The following is an 18,738-nucleotide window of genomic DNA, read 5'->3' on the forward strand; positions in this document are numbered from 1 at the left end:
TGATCAGGGCCATGATCACCCGTACGCCGCGTAGGACTTGAACCTACAACCCGCGGATTAAGAGTCCGCTGCTCTGCCAGTTGAGCTAGCGGCGCTTGCTCGTGACAACGAGGAAAACTCTAGCACGGCCCCAGATCGTGACTCCAACCGGGCAACGCCAGGGCAGTCCTGACGCGTCATAAGGGCCAAGAGGTTGACAGCGAAAGTTGCTTGAGTAAGGCAAGATGTGCGCGCGACAACACGAGAACGGGGATCACGGATGGTCAGCAGGCGCCTGATAGCGGTCATGGCGGTGACGGTTCTCGCCCCGCTGGGTCTCGCCGCGTGCGGTGACGACAAGCAGCCGGTCACCTCGAACGGCGATGCGCCGCCGGCCTCGTCCACCCCTTCCGAGGTCGCTCAACAGGAACAGGCGCCCGCGGGTGACGTCCAGATCAGCGTGACGCCCGCCACGGGCAAGACGGACGTGCCGATCAGCGCCGAGATCGGGGTCAAGGTCGACGGCGGCACGGTGAAGACCGTCACGTTGAAGGACGCCAAGGGCGGGGCCGTCGCCGGCGAGATGCGCGAGGACGGCTCCAGCTTCGTGCCGGCCAAGCCCCTCAAGAACAAGGTGGGGTACGAGGCCACGGTCGTCGCCTCGGATGCGGCGGGCGCCGAGAAGACCGCCACCACGAAGTTCACCACCATGGCCAAGCCGGGCAAGAAGACCGGCTCCGGGCTCTACCTGTTCGACGACCACACCTACGGCGTGGCGATGCCGGTGGTGGCCGAGTTCACACCCGGGATCAAGAAGGCCGATCGCGCCGCCGTACAGAAGCGCTTGTTCGTGAAGACCGACCCGCCGCAGCCCGGCACCTGGTCGTGGACCTCGAGCGGCACCCAGGCCTACTACCGCGCGCCGGAACACTGGAAGCCGGGCACCAAGCTGACCGTGCGGCTCGGGCTGGCCGGCCTGCCGATGGGCGGCGGACGGTACGGCGGTCAGGACCGCAGCGCGACCGCCAAGATCGGGCGCGACTTCCAGATGAAGGTCGACGACAAGACCAAGAAGATGACGGTCATCCAGGACGGCAAGACGATCAAGACGATGCTGGTCAGCCTGGGCAAGAAGTCGACACCGTCGTCCAGCGGCAACTTGGTGGTGATGGAGAAGAAGGCGTCGACCGTCTTCGACACCACCGACACCGACGGCGCGGCCGGCTACCGCGCCAACATCGAGTACGCCCAGCGCCTGACCTGGTCGGGGCAGTACATCCACTCGGCGCCGTGGTCGGCGGGCGCGCAGGGCCGCAGGAACGTGTCACACGGCTGCGTGAACATGTCGCCGGCGAACGCGCGGTGGCTGTTCGACAAGACCCTGATCGGTGACCCGGTCACCGTCCAGAACACCGGCGACAAGCTGGATTACGGCAACGGCTGGACGCCGTGGGACGTCAGCTGGAAAGAGTTCGCCAAGGGCAGCGCGCTGCCCGTACCCACGGACCTGGGTTGAGATTTGCGTGATCATCCGGTGACGTGACGTGGTGGCACACGCGGGACTGGGCGGCCGGGCATTCATGACGGAGGATGGTCGCCGGGATCACGTCCTGATGAGGAGACCAAGGTGACGAGTGTGGTTCGGCTCAACCGCCGCCGCGGGCTGCGGTACGCGATGGCCGTGGTGGCCGCGGGCGCCGTCCTGCTCGGGGCCGGCTGCAGCGGCGACAAGTCACCCTCCTGGGAGGGCGACGGCGCCAAGCCGGGCGCCGAGGGGCCGAGCGGCGGCAATGAATCGCCCGCTCCCCCGCCCAGCATCGTCTCGGTCAGCTCGCCGGCCGCCGGCGCGAGCGGCGTCAAGGCCCTCGAGCCGGTGAAGTTCGCCAGCGAGGACATGGCCAACACCAAGGTCACGGTGAAGAACGCCGACGGCAAGGAGATCGACGGCAAGCTCGACACCGACAAGGGCACCTGGACGCCGGCCAAGGGCCTCGCCTGGGGCGGCAAGTACACGGTGACGGTCAGCGCCCCCGAGCAGGCGGGCAAGACGACCACCACCGAGAGCAGCTTCACGGTGATGAAGAAGCCGGCCAACCTGGTGCGCGTCACCAGCTTCCTGGGCGGCAAGAACACCGTGGGCGTCGGGATGCCGCTGATCATGCGGTTCGGCCGGTCGGTGCCCGAGAAGTACCGCGCCGAGGTCGAGCGCCGCATGCCGGTGACCACGACCCCGAAGCAGGAAGGCACCTGGCACTGGTACAGCGGGACCGAGGTGCACTACCGGCCCAAGGTGTTCTGGAAGGCCGGCACCAAGATCTCGTACAACGCCGACCTGCAGGGCGTGCCGATGGGCAAGGGCTGGTACGGCCGCTCCAACATCGACGTGAGCCTCAAGGTCGGCCGCTCGTTCGTCATGACGGTCGACAACCAGAACAAGAAGATGCAGGTACGCCAGAACGGCAAGCTGGTGCAGACCATCCCGGTCAGCCTGGGCAAGAAGTCCACGCCGTCGTCCAGCGGAACCATGATCGTGATGGAGAAGAAGCGGCACACCGTCTTCGACACGACGGACACGCTTGGCCCGGAAGAGGGCTACCGCACCAAGATCGAATACGCGCAGCGGCTGACCTGGGGCGGGGAATTCATCCACGCCGCTCCGTGGTCCGACGGCGTGCAGGGCCGCGTGAACGTCTCGCACGGTTGTGTCAACGTGTCGATGAAGATGGGCGCCTGGCTGTTCTCCCGCACGCTGATGGGCGACCCGATCACGGTCACGGGCACCGGGCGCAAGCTCCAGCAGGGCAACGGCTGGACCGACTGGAGCCTCAGCTGGGACGAGTACAAGAAGGGCAGCGCCCTCTGACACTCCGCCCGGTGTCGGGCTAATCGGGCATAACGCTCGTAGTCTGAGGGTGTGCTGCGACGTCCGGCCTTCGTGCCTCTGGTTTTCGCTCTGATGCTGCTCGCCGCCTGTTCTTCGGGTGGCGAGCAGTCTTCGTCCGGCGCCCGGTCCGCCCCGCCCGCGGCGGCGTCACCGGCGATGTCGCCCAGCACCGACCCCTCGGCCACCGGTCCCTCGACCACCGACCCCTCGGCCACCGACGACGAGCCGGGCACGGTGGTCTGCGGGGCCCTGGCCTCGGCGATCAACGACGGCACCCTGATGAATCCCGGCATCGTCGACGCGATCGTGGCCGCCTCCGGGACGGCCGACGCGCCCATCGCGGATGCGGCCAAGCGGCTGGCCGCCTCGTACGCCACGGCCACGGCCGCGGTGGGGACCGAGGACGAGCCGGACGCGGTGGCCGAGGTCAGCGCCAGTGCCGCCGACATGTCCGACATCTGCGGCGAGAGTGGCCTCGACACGGTGGGCTGAGCCACGCCCAGGCGCATCGCCGAGCCGGTTGCTCCCGGCGGCGGGGGCGGCGGTCAGCCGGTGACCAGGCCGGCCTCGTAGGCCAGGATCGCGGCCTGCACCCGGTTGTTCAGGTCGAGCCGCAGCAGGATGGCGCTGACATGCGCTTTCACGGTTCCCTCGGCCAGCTTGAGGGTCCTGGCTATCTCCTGGTTGGACAGACCGCGGCCGACCAGCACGAGGACGTCACGTTCCCGGGCGGTCAGCCGGGCGATCCGGGTCCGGGCGGTGTCGCCGCGGGCCAGGCCGTCGCCGAGGCGGGTGATGACCTTCTGGGCGATGCGCGGCGAGAGGAACGCGGCGCCGTCGGCCACCGAGCGCACCCCGAGGATCAGTTCCTTCGGGTCGGCCGCCTTGAGCAGGAAACCGCTCGCCCCCACGGCCAGGGCGCGCGCGACGTACTCGTCCTCGTCGAACGTCGTCAGCATCACCACCTTGACCTCCGGCGCGATGACGGCCAGCTCCTGGGCGGCGGCCAGGCCGTCGAAGCGGGGCATCCGGATGTCCAGCAGCACGATGGCGGGACGGTGCCGGCGCACCGCCTCGACCGCCTCCCGGCCGTCGGCCGCCTCGGCGACCACCTCGATGCCGGGATCGCTGGTCAGGATGGTCCGCACACCGACCCGGATCATCGGCTCGTCGTCGGCCAGGACCAGGCGGATCATCCGGCCCCACCGGCCGGGATGGTCGCGGTCACGGTGAACGTGCCGTCGGTGTGGACGGCCTCGAAGGTGCCGCCCAGGAGGGTCACCCGTTCCTGGAGGCCGGCCAAGCCGGTGCCACGGGACGCCGCTGTCGGCGTACCCCTCGCGGGGTTGTGAATTGTCACCGTCGTGTGGGTCGGCTGCTGGGTCACGGCCAGGTGGACGGGGGCGCCCGGGGCGTGCCGCGACGCGTTGGTCAGCGACTCCTGCACCACCCGGTGCACGGTCGGATCGGCCGAATCCGGGCCGGTGACGTGCACCGTCATGCCCGCCGCGCAGGCCCCGTCGACCAGCTCGGACAGCGACGACGGCAGCGGTGGGACACCGGCCTCCCGCAGCAGATGAACGGTGTGGCGAAGCCGGTCGGTGGCGGACACCGCCGACTCACGCAGCTGCGTGGCCGCCGCCCGGTTGGCGTCGGTCATCCCGGCCGCCAGCTCGAGCGCGCCGGCCCGCAACGCGATCAGCGCCAGGTCGTGGCCGAGCGAATCATGCATGTCGGCGGCGATCCGGGCCCGCTCACGCAGGCGTACGAACTCCTGCTCGCGCTCCAGCTGGGCCACCCGTCCGGCCTGGCCCAGCTGGAAGTGCCCGAGCAGCCACGGCAGGGCGAGGAAGACCACGAGCGCCAACACCGCGCCGACCGCGGTCGAGACCGACCACACCGCCACCGCCGCCGCGGGCACCGCGCAGAGCCCGATCAGGGCCGGGCCGCGGCGGGCCGGCAGGTAGCGCCCGTGCAGGTAGGCCAGGATGCCCAGGGCCAGGAACAGCGCCTGCCGCGACGGCGGGATGGCGTCCAGGAACAGGCCGTTGGCCACGACCGCGCCACACAGGGCGACCAGCAGAAGTCCGTTCCTCACCGGGCCGACCCTACCGATCGCCGGACCAGCACCCGGGCCGCCGCGGTGGCCAGGCCGGCCAGCGCGGCCACGGCCAGGGTGATGGTCAGCGGCACCGGGAAGTAGGTCATCTGGGCCCAGGTGACCGTGCGGCCGATCAGGACCGACATCCACAGCGGGCAGGTCGCCAGGACCACCGTCGGAACCAGCAGCGGCACCAGGCGCCAGGTCCGGCCCCGCCAGCGACGGGCCCGCAGCACGCCCAGCACGCCGAGACCCAGGGCCAGCAGCGCGATCACGCCCAGCGCGGTCTCGAGGGTCCCGGGGCGCCAGTTCAGCTCGGGCTCCCGGCCGCCGGCCAGGGCGAGCAGCTGGTCGTACGTACGGTCGACGGGCGAAGCGCTGTTGGTCATGACCGCCCAGCCCTCGCCGGTGGCCGGGTCGATCGCCTCGACGGCCGTGTAGGTGAACAGGTTCCCGGAGTGCACCAGCAGCGTACGGCCGTCGGCGTGCTCGACGCCCCAGCCCATGGCGTAGGTGCCGGCCGCCGGTCCCGGCGTGTGCATCTCGCGCAGGCCGGCCGCCGACACGATCCGGGGGCCGTGCCCGGTCTGGCTGATCAGCCACCGGCCCATGTCCGCGGCCGTGGTGACGACCCCGCCGGCGCCGCCGCGGAAGGCGGGCAGCTCACGCCGTTCGACCCACACCCCGAACACCGAGTTGTAGCCGTTCGCCGGGGTGTCGCCGACCTTGCTGCGGGTCATGCCCAGCGGCCCGAAGATCCGCCCGCGCATCGCCTCGGCGAAGGGCCGCCCGTCCACCACCTCGACCAGCCGCGCCGCGACGTCGTAGTTGACGTTGCAGTACTCCCCGTCCGTGCCCGGCGTCCGGGCCAGGCGGCCGGTCCGCAGCGCGGCGACATAGCCGGCCAGGTCGGGCGCCTCCTGGGTGGCGTCGATGTCGACCGTCCGGTCGGACAGGCCCGAGGTCTGGTTGAGCAGCTGACGCACGGTGATCGAGGCCGCGCGGGGGTCGGCCATCCGGAACTCCGGCAGATAGCTCGCCACCGGCCGGTCCAGCGCGACCCGGCCCTCGTCGACCAGCGTCAGCACGGCCGCGGCGGTGAACGACTTGCTCACCGATGCCACCCGCATCGGGGTGTCGGGACCGACCGGGTCGCCGTTCGAGTCACGACCCTCGCCGACGACCCGCACCACCCCGTCGCCCTTGGTCACCACATAGGCCAGACCGGGCTCGTTGTTCGCCGGCGCGCTGTTCCCCGGCACGGGAAGGAGGGCCAGGACGCCGACCAGGCTGAGCAGAATTCGCATGTCACCGACGCTAGGGATGGCGAACGTCGCACGAATCTGACGATCGTCGCCGCCATTCCTAGACGAAAGTAGTAGGCGGTTCTTGCCAAGATGTCTGGTCATGAGCGCTGTTCTGATCCTGTCGCTGGCCGTCCTCGCGATCATCGACAGCACCAGCATCGGCACGCTGTTCATCCCGATCTGGCTGCTGCTGGCCCCCACGCGCATCCCGGCGGCGAAGTTCCTCGGCTACCTCGCGACGATCGCCGGGTTCTACTTCGTCGTCGGCGCCGGGCTGGCCCTGGGCGGCAGCCGCCTGGCCGGCGCCTTCGAGGGCGTCACGGTCAGCCGCCCGTTCCTGATCGTGCAGCTGGCGATCGGTGTCGTCCTCTTCGCCCTGAGCTTCTGGGTCGACCGCCGCAAGACCCAGACCGCCGCCGCGATCGCCCGCTGGCGTGAGCGGGCCACCCTGGGCGCCGCCGGCCGCCTCACCGGGCTGGCCCTGCTGGCCGCGCTGGCCGAGGTGGCCACGATGCTCCCCTACCTGGGCGCGATCGGGCTGCTGGCCACGGCCGGTCTGGCCTGGTACACCGTGGTCCCGCTGCTGGGGGCGTACTGCCTGATCATGGTCCTGCCGGCGTTGGGGCTCTATGCCCTCCGCGCGTTCGGGCCGGCCTGGATCGACCGGCTGCTGGCGCGGCTCAACGCCTGGGCCCTCCGCAGCGGCGGGGCCATGCTGTCGTGGGCGCTCGGCATCGCCGGGTTCCTGGTCGCCCGGGACGCCGCGGCCCGGCTCTGGTTCCCGCAGCTCCTGGGATCCTGACCCGCCACGAGCAGCGCGGCTCGGGTGACCACTCACGCGAAAGTCGCGTTCACGGCCTTGCGCTGTCGCCTGGGTCGCGGAGTGCCACGTCGCTCCGGTGTTGCGGTTGGGGTAGGGCGTCGGGCGTACCCAAGGCGGTGGAATTTGATCTTGGGATCTTCGCGGAAACAACGAAAGAACCCTCCGCGCTGCCGACGCGGAGGGCCCTTTACCGGGGAAACGGAGTAACCGAAGGGGGGCTTCGTCCGTTAAGCGCCACTTTATCCGGCGAACGCGCATCTAGGAAGTCCCTGCCCGAAACGGACAAAAGAAGTAGGCGCCGCACGCCGGGACCGGCGAGTACTAGGCTGAACGGCGTGGCGGATCTTCTGGTGTGGATCGACTGTGAGATGACCGGCCTCGACCTCGGCAAAGACAAGTTGATCGAGGTTGCGGCGCTGGTCACCGATCCTGAGCTGAACGTGCTCGGCGAGGGCGTCGACCTGGTCATCCATGCCGACGAGGCCGCGCTCGAATCGATGCCCGAAGTGGTGCGCAACATGCACGCCAAGTCCGGGCTGACCGAAGAGGTGCGCAGCTCGGTCGTCACGATGGCCGAGGCCGAAGAAGCGGTTCTCGCGTACGTCAAGCAGTACGTGCCCAACCCGCGGACCGCCCCGCTGTGCGGCAACTCGATCGCGACCGACCGCGGCTTCCTCGCCCGGGACATGCCGACGCTCGACAACTACCTGCACTACCGCATGATCGACGTCTCGTCGATCAAGGAGCTGGCCCGGCGCTGGTACCCGCGCGTGTACTTCGGTCAGCCGGCCAAGGGGCTCGCCCACCGGGCGCTCGCCGACATCCGCGAGAGCATCCGTGAGCTGGAATATTACCGTCGCACGATCTTTGTGCCACCGCCCGGACCCGACGTCGAGCAAGCGAAGGCGATCGCTGCCGAGTTGTAGGTCACGTCGCCACTCCCAAACCCGGTCGACGGCGGCCGGTGGCGTGTGGCTATGATGGTCCGGCGCCGTGGGATTCGGTTCCGCGTGCCGCGATGGTGGTCGTAGCTCAGCTGGTAGAGCACCGGGTTGTGGTCCCGGGGGTCGCGGGTTCAAGTCCCGTCGGTCACCCCATCTTCGAGAGGGCCCCTTTTGCACGGGGGCCCTTTCGGCGTCTCTGGGGGCGGTCCGGTGGATGCGATCGTGCAGCGGGTGCGTACGTCATGGTCCAAGCGGTCGCGCGGCGGGCCGGCGGCGGCGTTGCGCAACGCCTGCCCCGTCGGGTTCACGGTGGTGGCGGGTCTATCCTCCTCGTCGTCACGGGACGTGGTGCCGCCGATGCGACGGTCCGAGCATGAGAGCGAGCTTCTGCTTACTGAGGGTGATGGCCGACTGCGGATCAAGGCGGCGACTTCTTCATGCTCCGGCGGCGGCAGCATCCTCCGGCCGCGCGGCTCGGGCCCGGCCAGTGGGCACGGTGGATGATCAACTATCGCTATCTCCAGAGGACGAGCGGTGGGCAGTGGCTGTACCGGTTGGCGACGTTCAACGTCGCGTATGGGGCGTGCTCTGCGGACATGTTCATTGGCGAGCCTGACGTGTTCGTCGATCAGCGGCGGATCCTCACATAGGTGCTTGAGTACGGGCGGCGGGTTTCCAAGCGCAGCGGCGGGGCGACGTGACACTCCGCGATCTTGGCGGGACTACAGGCCGTGAACGCGGGTCTCGCGTGAGTGCGACCAACCGCGTTTCAGTCGCTGAAATCTTCTGGCAGCGGCAAGTTGAAGCGTCGGCACAGCCTTGACATGTCGTGATGGTCGGTGGGGCGTGGCGGGTAGCCGGTGTGCCACCGGAGCGACCATTCGGGGGCTTCGCAGCGGACTTCCGTGCCGGCGATGCGGCCACGGCCGGCCACGGCCGCTGCAGGGAAGCCGACCCCGTCGAGCGCCGAGCCGTAGTGCAGGTCGCCGTCCGGGCGAGGCTCGTACAGGTGCAGGTCGACCCGCCGGCGAGCGCCGTCGTGCAGGACGAAGTTCCAGGGCCGGTCGCCCGGCCACGGGTAGACCCGGTCGACGGCGGCCTCGGCCAGGCCCGCGAACAGCCCTTCCAGCCGGGCGGCGGGCGCCCAGAGGTCAAGGTCGGAGTGCTCGCGGGTCTGCTCACCCAGCAGCGCGTCAACGGCCCAGCCGCCACCCAGGCAGACCGGCACATCATGAGCTTCGAGGCAACGCAGCAGATCCACCGCGTCGGCCGCGGACATCGTGTGCATGCCGCCCAGCATGCGACGAGGGCCGCCCCCGTGGTGGGACGGCCCTCGTCGATCTTGGATGTCAGTCGGTCTTGGGCTTCTTCCGGCCGAGCCGAGACCCGGCGAGAAGCTTGGCCGCCTCAGCTTGATACCCCGAGAGCCGAGCCGCGGCGCTCTGCTTGTCGTCCGGCCCGCCCTCGCTGCTCCTGCCGGCGCCCGCGCCCTCGCTCTTGCCGGGGCCGCTGCTCTTGGCGGTGTCGTTGCCCTTGCCGGCGGACTTTCCCGTGGCCGGGTAGTCCCGCCGCAGCGACGAGCCCGGCCGGCCGAGCGCGTTGAGCTCATCCCGGGTGGGAGCGCCCGCCTCGACGTCATTTCCCGTGGCAGCGGCTCGCGCCGGCGCCCCCGCGGCCAGCTTTGCCTTGGCGTCCGACGCCTCGCCTTCCTCAGCCGTCCCGGGCCCGCTCGGGGCTGCCGAGTTCCGGGCTGGAGTTTCCGCGGCGGCCGAAGCCCCGCCTACCTCAGCCGCCCCAGAGCCGCTCGGAGCTGCCAAGTTCCGGGACGGAGTCTTCGTGGCGGCCGGGCGGCTCGGGGCCGGCTCAGGAGCCACCGGGCGATTGGGCGAGGTAGGCCTGGACGGCGCCGGCACAGTGGGCCGCGTCGGTGTGGGCCTCGGCGGGGCGGGCGCCGGAGCGGTCGCGGTCTCCGCCTCGGCGATCGCAGGCTTGGCGGCCACCGTGGTCAGATCCCGATAGTGCGTCGAACCGATACTCGCGCCGACCACACCGGCCGCCGAGGCAGCGCTACCAGCAGATCCGGTCGGAGGGGTAACGGGCCGGCTCGACCGGGCCGCCCCACCCCCGGCCGAGTCATCGCCCGCCTCCGAGCCGACAGCCTGTGACGGCACCGACTGGGCGCTCGCGGCAGCCGGTCCGGCCTTGGCGGCACCCTGCTCCCCCGGCTTCGTGGCCGACCCGCCGGGCGCGTCGTTCGTGCCCGCCGGTTCCGATGTGCTGCCAAGGGTCGGGGTTCCGGCCGCGTCCTTCGCAGCGGGTTGCCGGGCCGACGTTCCGGCCGCGCTGCTCGCGGCAGGTTGCTGAGCCGACCGCTCCAGTGCGGTCTTGCCTGCGGTTGGCTGTCCGGTGCGGGCCATCGCCGCGCTCAGCAGCGAACGACCAGCACCGCCGAGCGCGGAACGCGGTGACGCCGACCCACCCGAGGACGCCGGGGCTGACGGCCTCGTCGCCGTCGGGGCGTTCGCCGTGGGCGCGGAAGTCGTTCCAGGCCGGGCCGCGCCGGGCTGCGATGCCGACGCCCAGGCGGATGCCGACGCCCGCGACGCCTCTGACGCCGATCCTGGTGTGGCCAGTCCGGTTCCCGCGGCGGGTGAGTTGGTGGGTTTCTTCGGGAGTCCGATCGCCGCGCGGAGGGCGGCTGCGTCCGCCGCGCCCTGGCGTAGGGCGGCGATCTCGCCGTCCGACTTCGACGGTGAGAGCTTGGTCGTGCGCTCGGACGGCGAGAGCTTGGCCATGGACGGTGCAGCAGGCTGTGTCATGGGCTGGTGCTTGTCGCCCGTCGTGTCGTCCGTGCGGGCGGGTGTCGTCGCGGATGGCTGCCCGCTACGGTCCGAGCCTGCGGCAGGCTTCGGAGCGGCCGAGGTCTGCCCAGGCAGCGTCGGCGGCGCCGACAACGACGCGAGCAATCGAGCGAAACCCGACGACTGCTTCGCGCCGCCTTCCGCGGGGTCACCCTTGGAGGGCACATCCGCCGACTGCTCAGAGCCAGCGCCAACCGTCGGCTCGCTCTCCTTGGTCGCCGTTCCGGATGCCGCCCCGCCGTTGCTATCAGCGCGATCAGCGACCTTCGCCAGAGACGGCGTCGGCGTCCGCGTGACGCTCGTGGACGCTGGCGTCGGCGTGGCCTTCGCGGACTGCGAGCCCGGCCGCGAAGCGGCTGCGGACTGCGGAACCGTCGACGTCGTGGCTGTGGATGCCGCCGGCGCGGTGGTCGTGGACGGCGCAGCCGTTGACGCCTTGGACTGCGAAGGCTTTGTGGCCTCACGGCGCGGTGACGGTGTTTCAGTCACTGAAGGCTTGGTGTCGGAGCCCGTTGGCTTGGCAGACGCCGTGGCGGGCTGCGGTGTTGCGGTGGGCGCGGCGGGATTGGTGGGCGTGACCGGCTTCGGGCCGTTCGTGGACGTCCCGGCTGAGGCGGCGGAGGTTGAGCCGCTTGTTGCGGCTGCCCAGGCGTCGACCGGCTCCGCGTCGGGCGTTGCGGAGGCCTTGGCCAGCTCCACGCCGGGCGTTGCGGAGGCCTTCGCCGGCTCTGCGTTGGGCGTGGGCGTTGCGGAGGAGGTGGACGGCTTCGCGTTGGCGGCGGGCGCCGTGGATGTGGCTGTGGTCGGCGTTGACTCGCGGCGCGGGGCCGGCGGTTCAGTCGGTGAAGGTTTGGTGGAGGCCGGAGTATTGGCCGGTTTGGCGGGCGGGGCGACCGGCTTGGGCTCAGCCGGGTTTGCCGGGGACTGCGGCTTGGTCGAGGCCGTTGCGGGCTTCAGCTTGTCGGCGGAGGCGGTGGAAAGCTCAGCGGGGTTGAGGCCGGTGGGAGCTGCCGCGGGCTTCGAGTCGGTGGCCGCGGGCTTCGGGTCAGTGGCGGCAGCCGCGGGCTTCAAGTCGGTGGCGGCTGCGGCGGGCGTGGGCTCGGCCGGTGACGGGGACGCGGAGGCGGGAGTGGGAGTCGCGGTGGGCGGGAGGGTCAGGCCTACCTTGCGGGTTTCGGCTCGGCGTAGGCCGGTTGCCTCCCAGGCGCCTGCGGCGGCGGCTGCTGCGTCCTCGGTTGCGGCGTTGCGGCGTTCGCGGGCCAGGGCGGCCGCGGCTCGGGCCTCGGTTTCGCGGGCTCGGGCGGCTGCTGTTTCGGCTACCCAGGCACCTACGGCGGAGGCCTCGAAGGGGGCGGTGTCGTCGGGCTGGGTGGGCTTGCGGCGGGACGGGCGGGTGAACAGCGGGTCGCGGGTGGTGGTTGCGGCTGGGCCGGGGGCGCCTACCAGGCCGGCCATGGGTGGGAGGCCGGATGCTGAGGTGCTTCCGCTGCCGAAGAACTCCAAGGGCTCGCCGGGGGCCGGGGTTTTGGCGCCGGGGGCGGGAGCTCGGTGGGAACCGGGGCGGGGTGGGAGGGCGGTTGCTGCCGCGTAGGCCGCGGCGGATGGGGGGACGGCGGGCGGCCAGGTCGGGCCGGGCCTGTCCATCGAGGATCCCATCGGCACGGTGGCCGGGGCGGGCGAGGCCGCAGAAGCAGGAGAGGCCACGGCAGAAGAGGCCGCGGTGGAAGAAGAGGCGGATGACGACGGCTGGGATGCGGGTGGCTCGGCCAGGGCGGTGGCTGAGCGGGACGCGGAGGCGGCAACGGACGCCAGGCCGGCGGTGGTGGCTACGGCCGCGGAGGAGGCGGCCATGGAGGCCGCGGTCGCAAGGGAAGCAGAGGAAGCGGGAGAAGCGGCGGGGGTCAAGGAAGGAGCAGCCGCGGGTGATGGGGTGTCGGCGAGGGTTCGGGGGCGGCCGGTGGCGGCGTGGCGGCCGCCCTGGCGGGTCAGGGACAGGGGGGCGCCGATGGCCTTCATCAGGTCGGGGACCTGGCTGGGCTCGACCACGTAGACGATCTCGCGGCGGCGACCGGGCCAAGCCATGATGATCAGGCCGGACATCAGGGTGAGGCTGCCCAGCATGAGGAGGGCCCAGGTGCTCGAGTTGAGCCAGCGAGGGCTCAGCGACACGGCGCTGGTCAGTTGGAGGCCGGGCTCGGCGGCCCGGTTCATGATGACCAGGCTGTACGGGCGGCCTTCGAGCTCGGCGGGGTTCCAGTCGAGGGTGCCCAGGCCGGCCCGCAGCCAGAAGGTCTCGGCGGCGGGGACCTTCGCGGGGGCCTTCGTCCCGGCGACGCGAGCGGTCTTGACCGGCAGGGCGCCGGTGCCGATGTCTACTGTGCCGACGACGGAGCGCGGCACGCCCTGGAGGTAGCGCGCGGCGTCGGCTCGGGGGGCCAGGCCGATGAAGGTGGGGGCGCCGGAGGAACTGGCGGCCAGGCGGAGGCTGCCGTTGCCCAGGCGGGCGAACGGCGCGTCCGTGCGGAGCAGGGCGTCCACGTCGTCGACGACGATGGCGTGGCCGCTGGTGGTGATGGTCTGGAGTGGCCCGCTGAACGCGCCACCCGCGTCGCGGTGCTGCATGGCGGACCACAAGCCTGCCCCGATGAGCAGTGCCGGAAGTCCGATGAGCAGCAACAGCATGCCGAGGATCGTGCGCAGCGCCCGCATGAGCTTCTCCCCCTTCTCGGGTGTCACTGCGAGGACCATACATACCGAAATGCCACCAAAGTGGTCAAACGGACGGCAACAAGCCAGAAAGGCCGGTCCAGGCGTACGAGAAGGAGAGAAGTGGGGAGATTCAGTTGACCTTGACGGTGGTGGTGAGCGTCGAGCGGTCGACGTCGGTGGTGCGCACCGTGAACGTCAGCTTCCAGTCGCCGGCCTGCGGCAGCGCGATGTCGCCGATGGCGTGGAAGTCGGTGATGCGCAGCAACGGGATCTCGATCGGCTCGATGTTGGCCGAGGCGAGCGCCGCCGTGGCCGTCCATTCCACGACCGGCAGCGGCTTGTTGTCCGGCGTGTACGCGTACAGATGGATGCTGTTGTTGCCGATCTTGGCCGGAAAGACGTCGACCTGGAGCGAGACGGAGCTGTCCCGCAGCGTCTGGGTGACCGTTGTGCTGGTGGTGCCGGTCGACGCCGCCGTGGCCGTACGCGGAGGCGGGATCTGGACCAGCGCCGACGTGACACCGAGGACGATCGCGAGGACGGCCAGTTCGACCAGCACCGCCCGCCGCAGCCGGGACGGTCCCGCCGCCGCCGACCGGTTGAGCACCATCTTGCGGGACAGCGCCGCCACCCCGATCGCCACCGCGGCCAGGCCGGACTTGACCAGGATGAGCTGCCCGTACGTGGACTTGAACAGGCCGGAGATCGAGCTGACCTCGATCAGCGCCTGCACCACGCCGGCCAGGACCAGCGCGCCGACCGCGGTGAACGCCCAGCGGGACCAGATCGGCAGGATCGCCCCGAGTTCGCGCTCGTCGGCCTTGGGCAGCAGGAAGGCGACCAGCATGATCAGGCCGCCGAGCCACACCGACATCGCCGAGAGGTGCACCGCGTCGACCACCACGGACACCCCGGCCACCGGTGACGCGGTCGGGTGCCCGGTGAGCGGCCAGGTGGCGAGCGCGGCCACGCCGAGGACGCCGAGCAGCGCCAGGTCGGCCTTGGACTCGCCGCCGTCGCCGCGGAGCAGCGGGCGGAGCAGGAACGCGGCCGCGCAGATCACGCCGAGGCGGACCAGCATGACCGCGCCGAATGTGCTGCCCAGCACGTCTTGGAAGTCGGCCGGCGAAGCACCGAACGGGCCGGCGCCGATCGCGTACGGCGCCTGGAGCCACAGGCCCATCAGCGTGCTGAACCCGATCAGCCCGAGGCCGGACCAGACCAGACGGGCCGGTCCGACCCGGGACAGCCGGTGTGGCCAGAGCAGGGCCAGGACCAGCACCGGGCCGACGAGCAGCACGAGTCCGGCGTACCCGAGGTATTTGCCGATCGGGATCAGCGCGCGCACCACCGGGTCGACGCTCTCGCTGACGGCGTCCTCGGTGGGCGCCGCCGACGGCGCGCCGACGGAGTAGGTGAGGCTGCCGGCCACCGGGTGGCTGTCCGCCGAGATCACGCGGTAGCTGACCAGGTAGGTGCCCCGGGCACCGCCGGAGCGCAGCGGGATGGTGACCGACGTGCCGGACGCCTCCGGCTCGCCCTGGTCGGCGCGGCTGCCGTCGGGGGCGAGCACCTGGATCTTGCCGGCCAGCAGCTGGATCGACTCGCTGAAGGAGAGCGTGATCCGGTTGGGCGCGTCCGGGACCACCGTGCCGTTGCTCGGGTCGCTGCCCACCAGCGCGGCGTGGGCGCTGGCCGGCGCGGCCGGGCCGAGCAACGTCAGGAGCAGGCCGAACAGCAGACCGGCACCGGTCGCGAGGACGCGGCGCAACGATCGTCGATCACCAGGCATGCGAGCCATGTTCCCCGATTGCTCCCGGGTCGCCCAACGTGGGTACGCCTGCCAGTTTCGCCCCGCGTACGATCTCGGGTCGTGACCCCGGCTGAAAACGGTCTGGACGAGACCACTGTCCTCGCGCTCCGGGCGCGTGCCGGCGACGCCGGGTCACAGGCCGCGTTCGTCCGCGCGACCCAGGCCGACGTCTGGCGCTTCACCGCCGCGCTGGTCGATCCCGGCGTCGCCGACGACCTCACGCAGGAGACGTTTCTGCGCGCGTTCCAGGCGCTGCCGCGCTTCGAGGGGCGTTCTTCGGTACGCACGTGGCTGCTCGGCATCGCCCGCCGGACCTGCGCCGATCACCTGCGCACGGTGGTGCGCGGCCGGCGGTTGCGGGCCCGCCTGACCGCCCAGGCCCACACCGACATGCCCGCGCCGGACTCCTCGGGCCGGCTGAGCGCCGCCGATCTGCTGGGCCGGCTGGGCCCCGAGCGCCGCACCGCGTTCGTGCTCACCCAGGTGATGGGCATGTCGTACGCGGAGGCGGCCCAGATCGAAGAGGTACCGGTCGGCACGATCCGGTCGCGGGTGGCCCGCGCGCGTGACGACCTGGCCGCGGCCGTGGCCGACGCCCAGGCCAGCTGACTCACAAGAAGACCCCAGGAAACCCCCAGCCGAAATCACGGAACCGCGGCGGCGCCCCCGCCGACTAATGGAACGTGATGACGGTGACTGCTGTGCGCCGGACCGCGGTGTGGCCGTGGGTCTCGACGGTGGCTCGGCTCGGCCTGGCCGCGGTCTTCCTGATCGCCGGCGGGCTCAAGGTGTCCGACCTGGCGGCGTCCGGTCGCGCGGTGAACGCGTACCGGCTGATGCCGTTCGAGGCCGCCCAGGTGGTCGGCGCCGTCCAGCCGTTCCTCGAGATCGCGCTCGGCCTGTTGCTGCTGATCGGCCTGGCCACGCGGCTGACCGCGGTGATCGGCGGGCTGCTGATGGTGATCTTCATCGCCGGGATCGTCTCGGCCTGGGCCCGCGGCCTGCAGATCGACTGCGGCTGCTTCAGCCAGGGCGGTGACCTGGGCGCGGGCGAGAGCCCGGCGTACGGCTGGGAGATCGCGCGAGACGTGGGCTTCCTGGCGCTGGCGGGTTTGTTGGTGTGGCGTCCGCGGACACGGTTCTCGCTGGACGGTTTGTTGATGAGGGGTACGCGATGAGCAAGGGCACGAAGCAGCGGACGGCCGCCAAGCGGATCGTCGAGCAGCAGAAGGCGGCCGACAAACGCCGCACCGTCACGCTGTGGACCACGGTGGCGGTGGTCGGGGTGCTGCTCATCGCCGGCCTGATCGGCTGGGGCGTGCTGGCCGGCCAGCGCTCCGACACGAGCAACGCCGCCGTCCCGCCGGGCACGGTCGACAACGGCACGGCGTTCGCGGTGGGCGACGGCCCGGTCACGATCGACGTGTACGAAGACTTCATGTGCCCGATCTGCCACGAGTTCGAGAACCAGTCCGGGGCCACGCTGACGCAGCTGGTCAACGCGAAGAAGGTGACCGTGCGCTACCACCCGATCGCGATCCTCGACGACAAGTCGAACGGCACGAAGTACTCGACGCGGGCCGCGGGCGCCGTGGCCGCCGCCGCCGAGGAAGGCAAGTTCCGGCAATATCATCAGGTGCTCTTCGACAACCAGCCCACCGAGGGCAGCAACGGCCTCGACAACGCCAAGCTGATCGAGCTGGGCAAGTCGGCCGGGCTGGGCGACAAATTCGCGGCCGCGGTCACCGACGGGAAGTACAGCGGGTGGGCCGCCAACGTCACCGCCGAGTCGTCCAAGCGCGGCGTCACCGGCACACCGACCGTTCTGGTCAACGGCAAGCGGCTGTCCAACCCGACCCCCCAGGCCATCACGAGCGCGGTCGGGTGAGACGAGCTCTCCTCACGGTCGCGGTCGTCGCCGGGGTGGTGCTGCTGCCCGCCCCGGCGTTCGCGCACGGCGGCGACACCCCCGACGCGACCTCCTTCCGTACGGAGGTGACGGGTCTCGCCCCGGCCGTGCCGGGCCTGGTGGTGACCGCGATCGAGGCGGGCGCACGGCTCGAGCTGACCAACGACACCGGGCGCACGGTCGAGGTGCTCGGCTACTCCGGCGAGCCCTATCTCGAGGTGCGACCGGACGGCACGTACGAGAACGTGCACTCGCCGGCGACGTACCTCAACCAGACCTTGGCCGGGGAGACCCCGCTGCCGGCGGCCGCCGACCCGGCCGCACCCCCGCAATGGCGACGCGTCTCGGGCGACCTCACCGTGCGCTGGCACGACCAGCGCACGCACTGGACCGGTGACGGCCTGCCGCCGGCCGCGACGGCCGAGCCCTACCGCGGACATCACCTGCGCGACTGGGTCGTCCCGCTCCGCCAGGAGACCACTGAGCTGCGGATCCAGGGGACCCTCGACTACCTGCCGCCGCCTCCGGAATGGCTGTGGTGGGCCGGCGCGGTGGCGATCATGCTGGCGGTGGCCGCGGCCGGGCGGTGGTCGGTCGCGGCCGGGCCGGTGGCGGGGGCGGCGCTCCTGGCGTACGCGATCCTCCGCACCCTGGACGCGCCCGCGCCGACGGTGACCTACGCGGCCGGGCTGATCGGCCTGGCCTCGGCCTTCCTCACCCGGTCGGCGTTCCTGACCACGCTGGCCGGCGCGGTGGTGGCGGTCTTCGGCGGCCTCATCGACCTCGGCGTCCTCCAGCAGGCCGTGGTCCCGGTGGCCGGGCCGGCCTGGATCGCCCGGACGGCCGTGACGCTGGCCATCGGCGGGGGCCTGGGCCTGGTCGTCCAGGGCATGATGCGGCTGCGTCACCAGCCCGGCGCCACGGCTAAGGTCGCAGGATGAGCCTCAGCCACGGCGACACCGCCCCCGATTTCACCCTGCCCACCGACTCCGGCGACCGCCTGGCGCTGAAGGATCTGCGGGGGCGCAAGGTCGTTCTGTACGCGTACCCGGCCGCGATGACCCCCGGGTGCACCAAGCAGGCCTGTGACTTCCGCGATTCGCTGGCCTCGCTGCAGGCGGCCGGCTACGAGGTGATCGGCATCTCCCCCGACTCCCCGGCCAAGCTGGCCAAGTTCCGCGAACGCGACGCGATCACGTTCCCGCTGGTCAGTGACGAGGACAAGAGCGTGCTGACGGCGTACGGGGCGTACGGCGAGAAGAAGCTGTACGGCAAGACGGTGACCGGGGTGATCCGCTCGACCTTCGTGATCGACGAGGACGGTGCCGTCGACCGGGCCATGTACAACGTGAAGGCCACCGGGCACGTCGCCAAGCTGCGGCGTGATCTGGGCATCGACTGACCTCTC

At 71.3% G+C, this 18,738-nt stretch carries 16 protein-coding genes and 2 tRNA genes; 11 read left to right on the forward strand and 7 right to left on the reverse strand.

The window, feature by feature from the left end; genetic code table 11:
- Positions 1–22: 22 nt before the first annotated feature.
- Positions 23–95 (reverse strand) — tRNA-Lys (locus AB0M54_RS42080).
- A 164-nt stretch (positions 96–259) separates the two neighbouring features.
- Between AB0M54_RS42080 and AB0M54_RS42085 the strand changes: the two genes are divergently transcribed.
- The 3 genes from AB0M54_RS42085 (at position 260) to AB0M54_RS42095 (ending at position 3,355) form a co-directional block, all read left to right on the forward strand.
- Positions 260–1,495 (forward strand): Ig-like domain-containing protein, encoded by a 1,236-nt coding sequence (locus AB0M54_RS42085; protein WP_364477932.1) that lies wholly within the window; start codon positions 260–262, stop codon positions 1,493–1,495.
- A 111-nt stretch (positions 1,496–1,606) separates the two neighbouring features.
- Positions 1,607–2,842, forward strand: a complete 1,236-nt coding sequence (locus AB0M54_RS42090) for an Ig-like domain-containing protein (protein ID WP_364477935.1) — start codon at positions 1,607–1,609, stop codon at positions 2,840–2,842.
- Positions 2,843–2,893: 51 nt separating this feature from the next.
- Positions 2,894–3,355 carry a hypothetical protein gene (locus tag AB0M54_RS42095; protein ID WP_364477938.1) on the forward strand — a complete coding sequence of 154 codons (462 nt, stop codon included), beginning with the start codon at positions 2,894–2,896 and terminating at the stop codon, positions 3,353–3,355.
- 53 nt (positions 3,356–3,408) lie between these two features.
- Here the strand turns inward: AB0M54_RS42095 and AB0M54_RS42100 are convergent, their stop codons facing one another.
- From AB0M54_RS42100 to AB0M54_RS42110, 3 genes are read right to left on the reverse strand one after another with little or no spacing between them, the layout of a single operon-like run.
- On the reverse strand, positions 3,409–4,059 hold the full coding sequence (locus AB0M54_RS42100) for a response regulator transcription factor (protein ID WP_364477941.1): 651 nt from the start codon (positions 4,057–4,059) through the stop codon (positions 3,409–3,411).
- Positions 4,056–4,961, reverse strand: a complete 906-nt coding sequence (locus AB0M54_RS42105; RefSeq protein ID WP_364330179.1) for a histidine kinase — start codon at positions 4,959–4,961, stop codon at positions 4,056–4,058. Before AB0M54_RS42105 ends, AB0M54_RS42100 begins: the two co-directional genes overlap by 4 nt.
- On the reverse strand, positions 4,958–6,271 hold the full coding sequence (locus tag AB0M54_RS42110; RefSeq protein WP_364477944.1) for a serine hydrolase domain-containing protein: 1,314 nt from the start codon (positions 6,269–6,271) through the stop codon (positions 4,958–4,960). Before AB0M54_RS42110 ends, AB0M54_RS42105 begins: the two co-directional genes overlap by 4 nt.
- A gap of 100 nt (positions 6,272–6,371) precedes the next feature.
- Between AB0M54_RS42110 and AB0M54_RS42115 the strand changes: the two genes are divergently transcribed.
- From AB0M54_RS42115 to AB0M54_RS42125, 3 genes are all read left to right on the forward strand, one after another.
- Positions 6,372–7,073 (forward strand): GAP family protein, encoded by a 702-nt coding sequence (locus AB0M54_RS42115; RefSeq protein WP_364330185.1) that lies wholly within the window; start codon positions 6,372–6,374, stop codon positions 7,071–7,073.
- A gap of 356 nt (positions 7,074–7,429) precedes the next feature.
- Positions 7,430–8,020, forward strand: a complete 591-nt coding sequence (gene orn, locus AB0M54_RS42120; RefSeq protein ID WP_364330187.1) for an oligoribonuclease — start codon at positions 7,430–7,432, stop codon at positions 8,018–8,020.
- Positions 8,021–8,115: 95 nt separating this feature from the next.
- Positions 8,116–8,191 (forward strand) — tRNA-His (locus tag AB0M54_RS42125).
- 616 nt (positions 8,192–8,807) lie between these two features.
- Here the strand turns inward: AB0M54_RS42125 and AB0M54_RS42130 are convergent.
- The 3 genes from AB0M54_RS42130 to AB0M54_RS42140 form a co-directional block, all read right to left on the reverse strand.
- On the reverse strand, positions 8,808–9,326 hold the full coding sequence (locus tag AB0M54_RS42130) for an aminoglycoside nucleotidyltransferase (RefSeq protein ID WP_364477947.1): 519 nt from the start codon (positions 9,324–9,326) through the stop codon (positions 8,808–8,810).
- A gap of 61 nt (positions 9,327–9,387) precedes the next feature.
- The gene (locus AB0M54_RS42135) at positions 9,388–13,635 is read right to left on the reverse strand and encodes a hypothetical protein (protein WP_364477950.1); all 4,248 of its coding nucleotides are present in this window, start codon (positions 13,633–13,635) and stop codon (positions 9,388–9,390) included.
- Positions 13,636–13,738: 103 nt separating this feature from the next.
- Positions 13,739–15,400: a copper resistance protein CopC gene (locus AB0M54_RS42140; RefSeq protein WP_364330196.1), complete on the reverse strand. Its 1,662-nt coding sequence runs from the start codon at positions 15,398–15,400 to the stop codon at positions 13,739–13,741.
- Between the two features lie 81 nt (positions 15,401–15,481).
- On the opposite strand from AB0M54_RS42140, the gene AB0M54_RS42145 reads away from it, so the two are divergent.
- The 5 genes from AB0M54_RS42145 (at position 15,482) to bcp (ending at position 18,732) form a co-directional block, all read left to right on the forward strand.
- A complete protein-coding gene (locus AB0M54_RS42145; RefSeq protein ID WP_364330199.1) occupies positions 15,482–16,030 on the forward strand; it encodes a sigma-70 family RNA polymerase sigma factor in 549 nt (182 codons plus the stop codon).
- 77 nt (positions 16,031–16,107) lie between these two features.
- Positions 16,108–16,599 carry a MauE/DoxX family redox-associated membrane protein gene (locus tag AB0M54_RS42150; RefSeq protein WP_364330201.1) on the forward strand — a complete coding sequence of 164 codons (492 nt, stop codon included), beginning with the start codon at positions 16,108–16,110 and terminating at the stop codon, positions 16,597–16,599.
- Positions 16,596–17,309: a thioredoxin domain-containing protein gene (locus tag AB0M54_RS42155; RefSeq protein WP_364477953.1), complete on the forward strand. Its 714-nt coding sequence runs from the start codon at positions 16,596–16,598 to the stop codon at positions 17,307–17,309. The genes AB0M54_RS42150 and AB0M54_RS42155 overlap by 4 nt, the downstream gene beginning before the upstream one ends.
- Complete coding sequence (locus AB0M54_RS42160) at positions 17,306–18,271, forward strand: hypothetical protein (RefSeq protein ID WP_364330207.1); 966 nt, start codon at positions 17,306–17,308, stop codon at positions 18,269–18,271. Before AB0M54_RS42155 ends, AB0M54_RS42160 begins: the two co-directional genes overlap by 4 nt.
- A complete protein-coding gene (bcp, locus tag AB0M54_RS42165) occupies positions 18,268–18,732 on the forward strand; it encodes a thioredoxin-dependent thiol peroxidase (RefSeq protein ID WP_364330209.1) in 465 nt (154 codons plus the stop codon). Before AB0M54_RS42160 ends, bcp begins: the two co-directional genes overlap by 4 nt.
- Positions 18,733–18,738 lie beyond the last annotated feature (6 nt).

The organism is Actinoplanes sp. NPDC051470 (assembly GCF_040682035.1).
GTDB lineage: Bacteria > Actinomycetota > Actinomycetes > Mycobacteriales > Micromonosporaceae > Actinoplanes.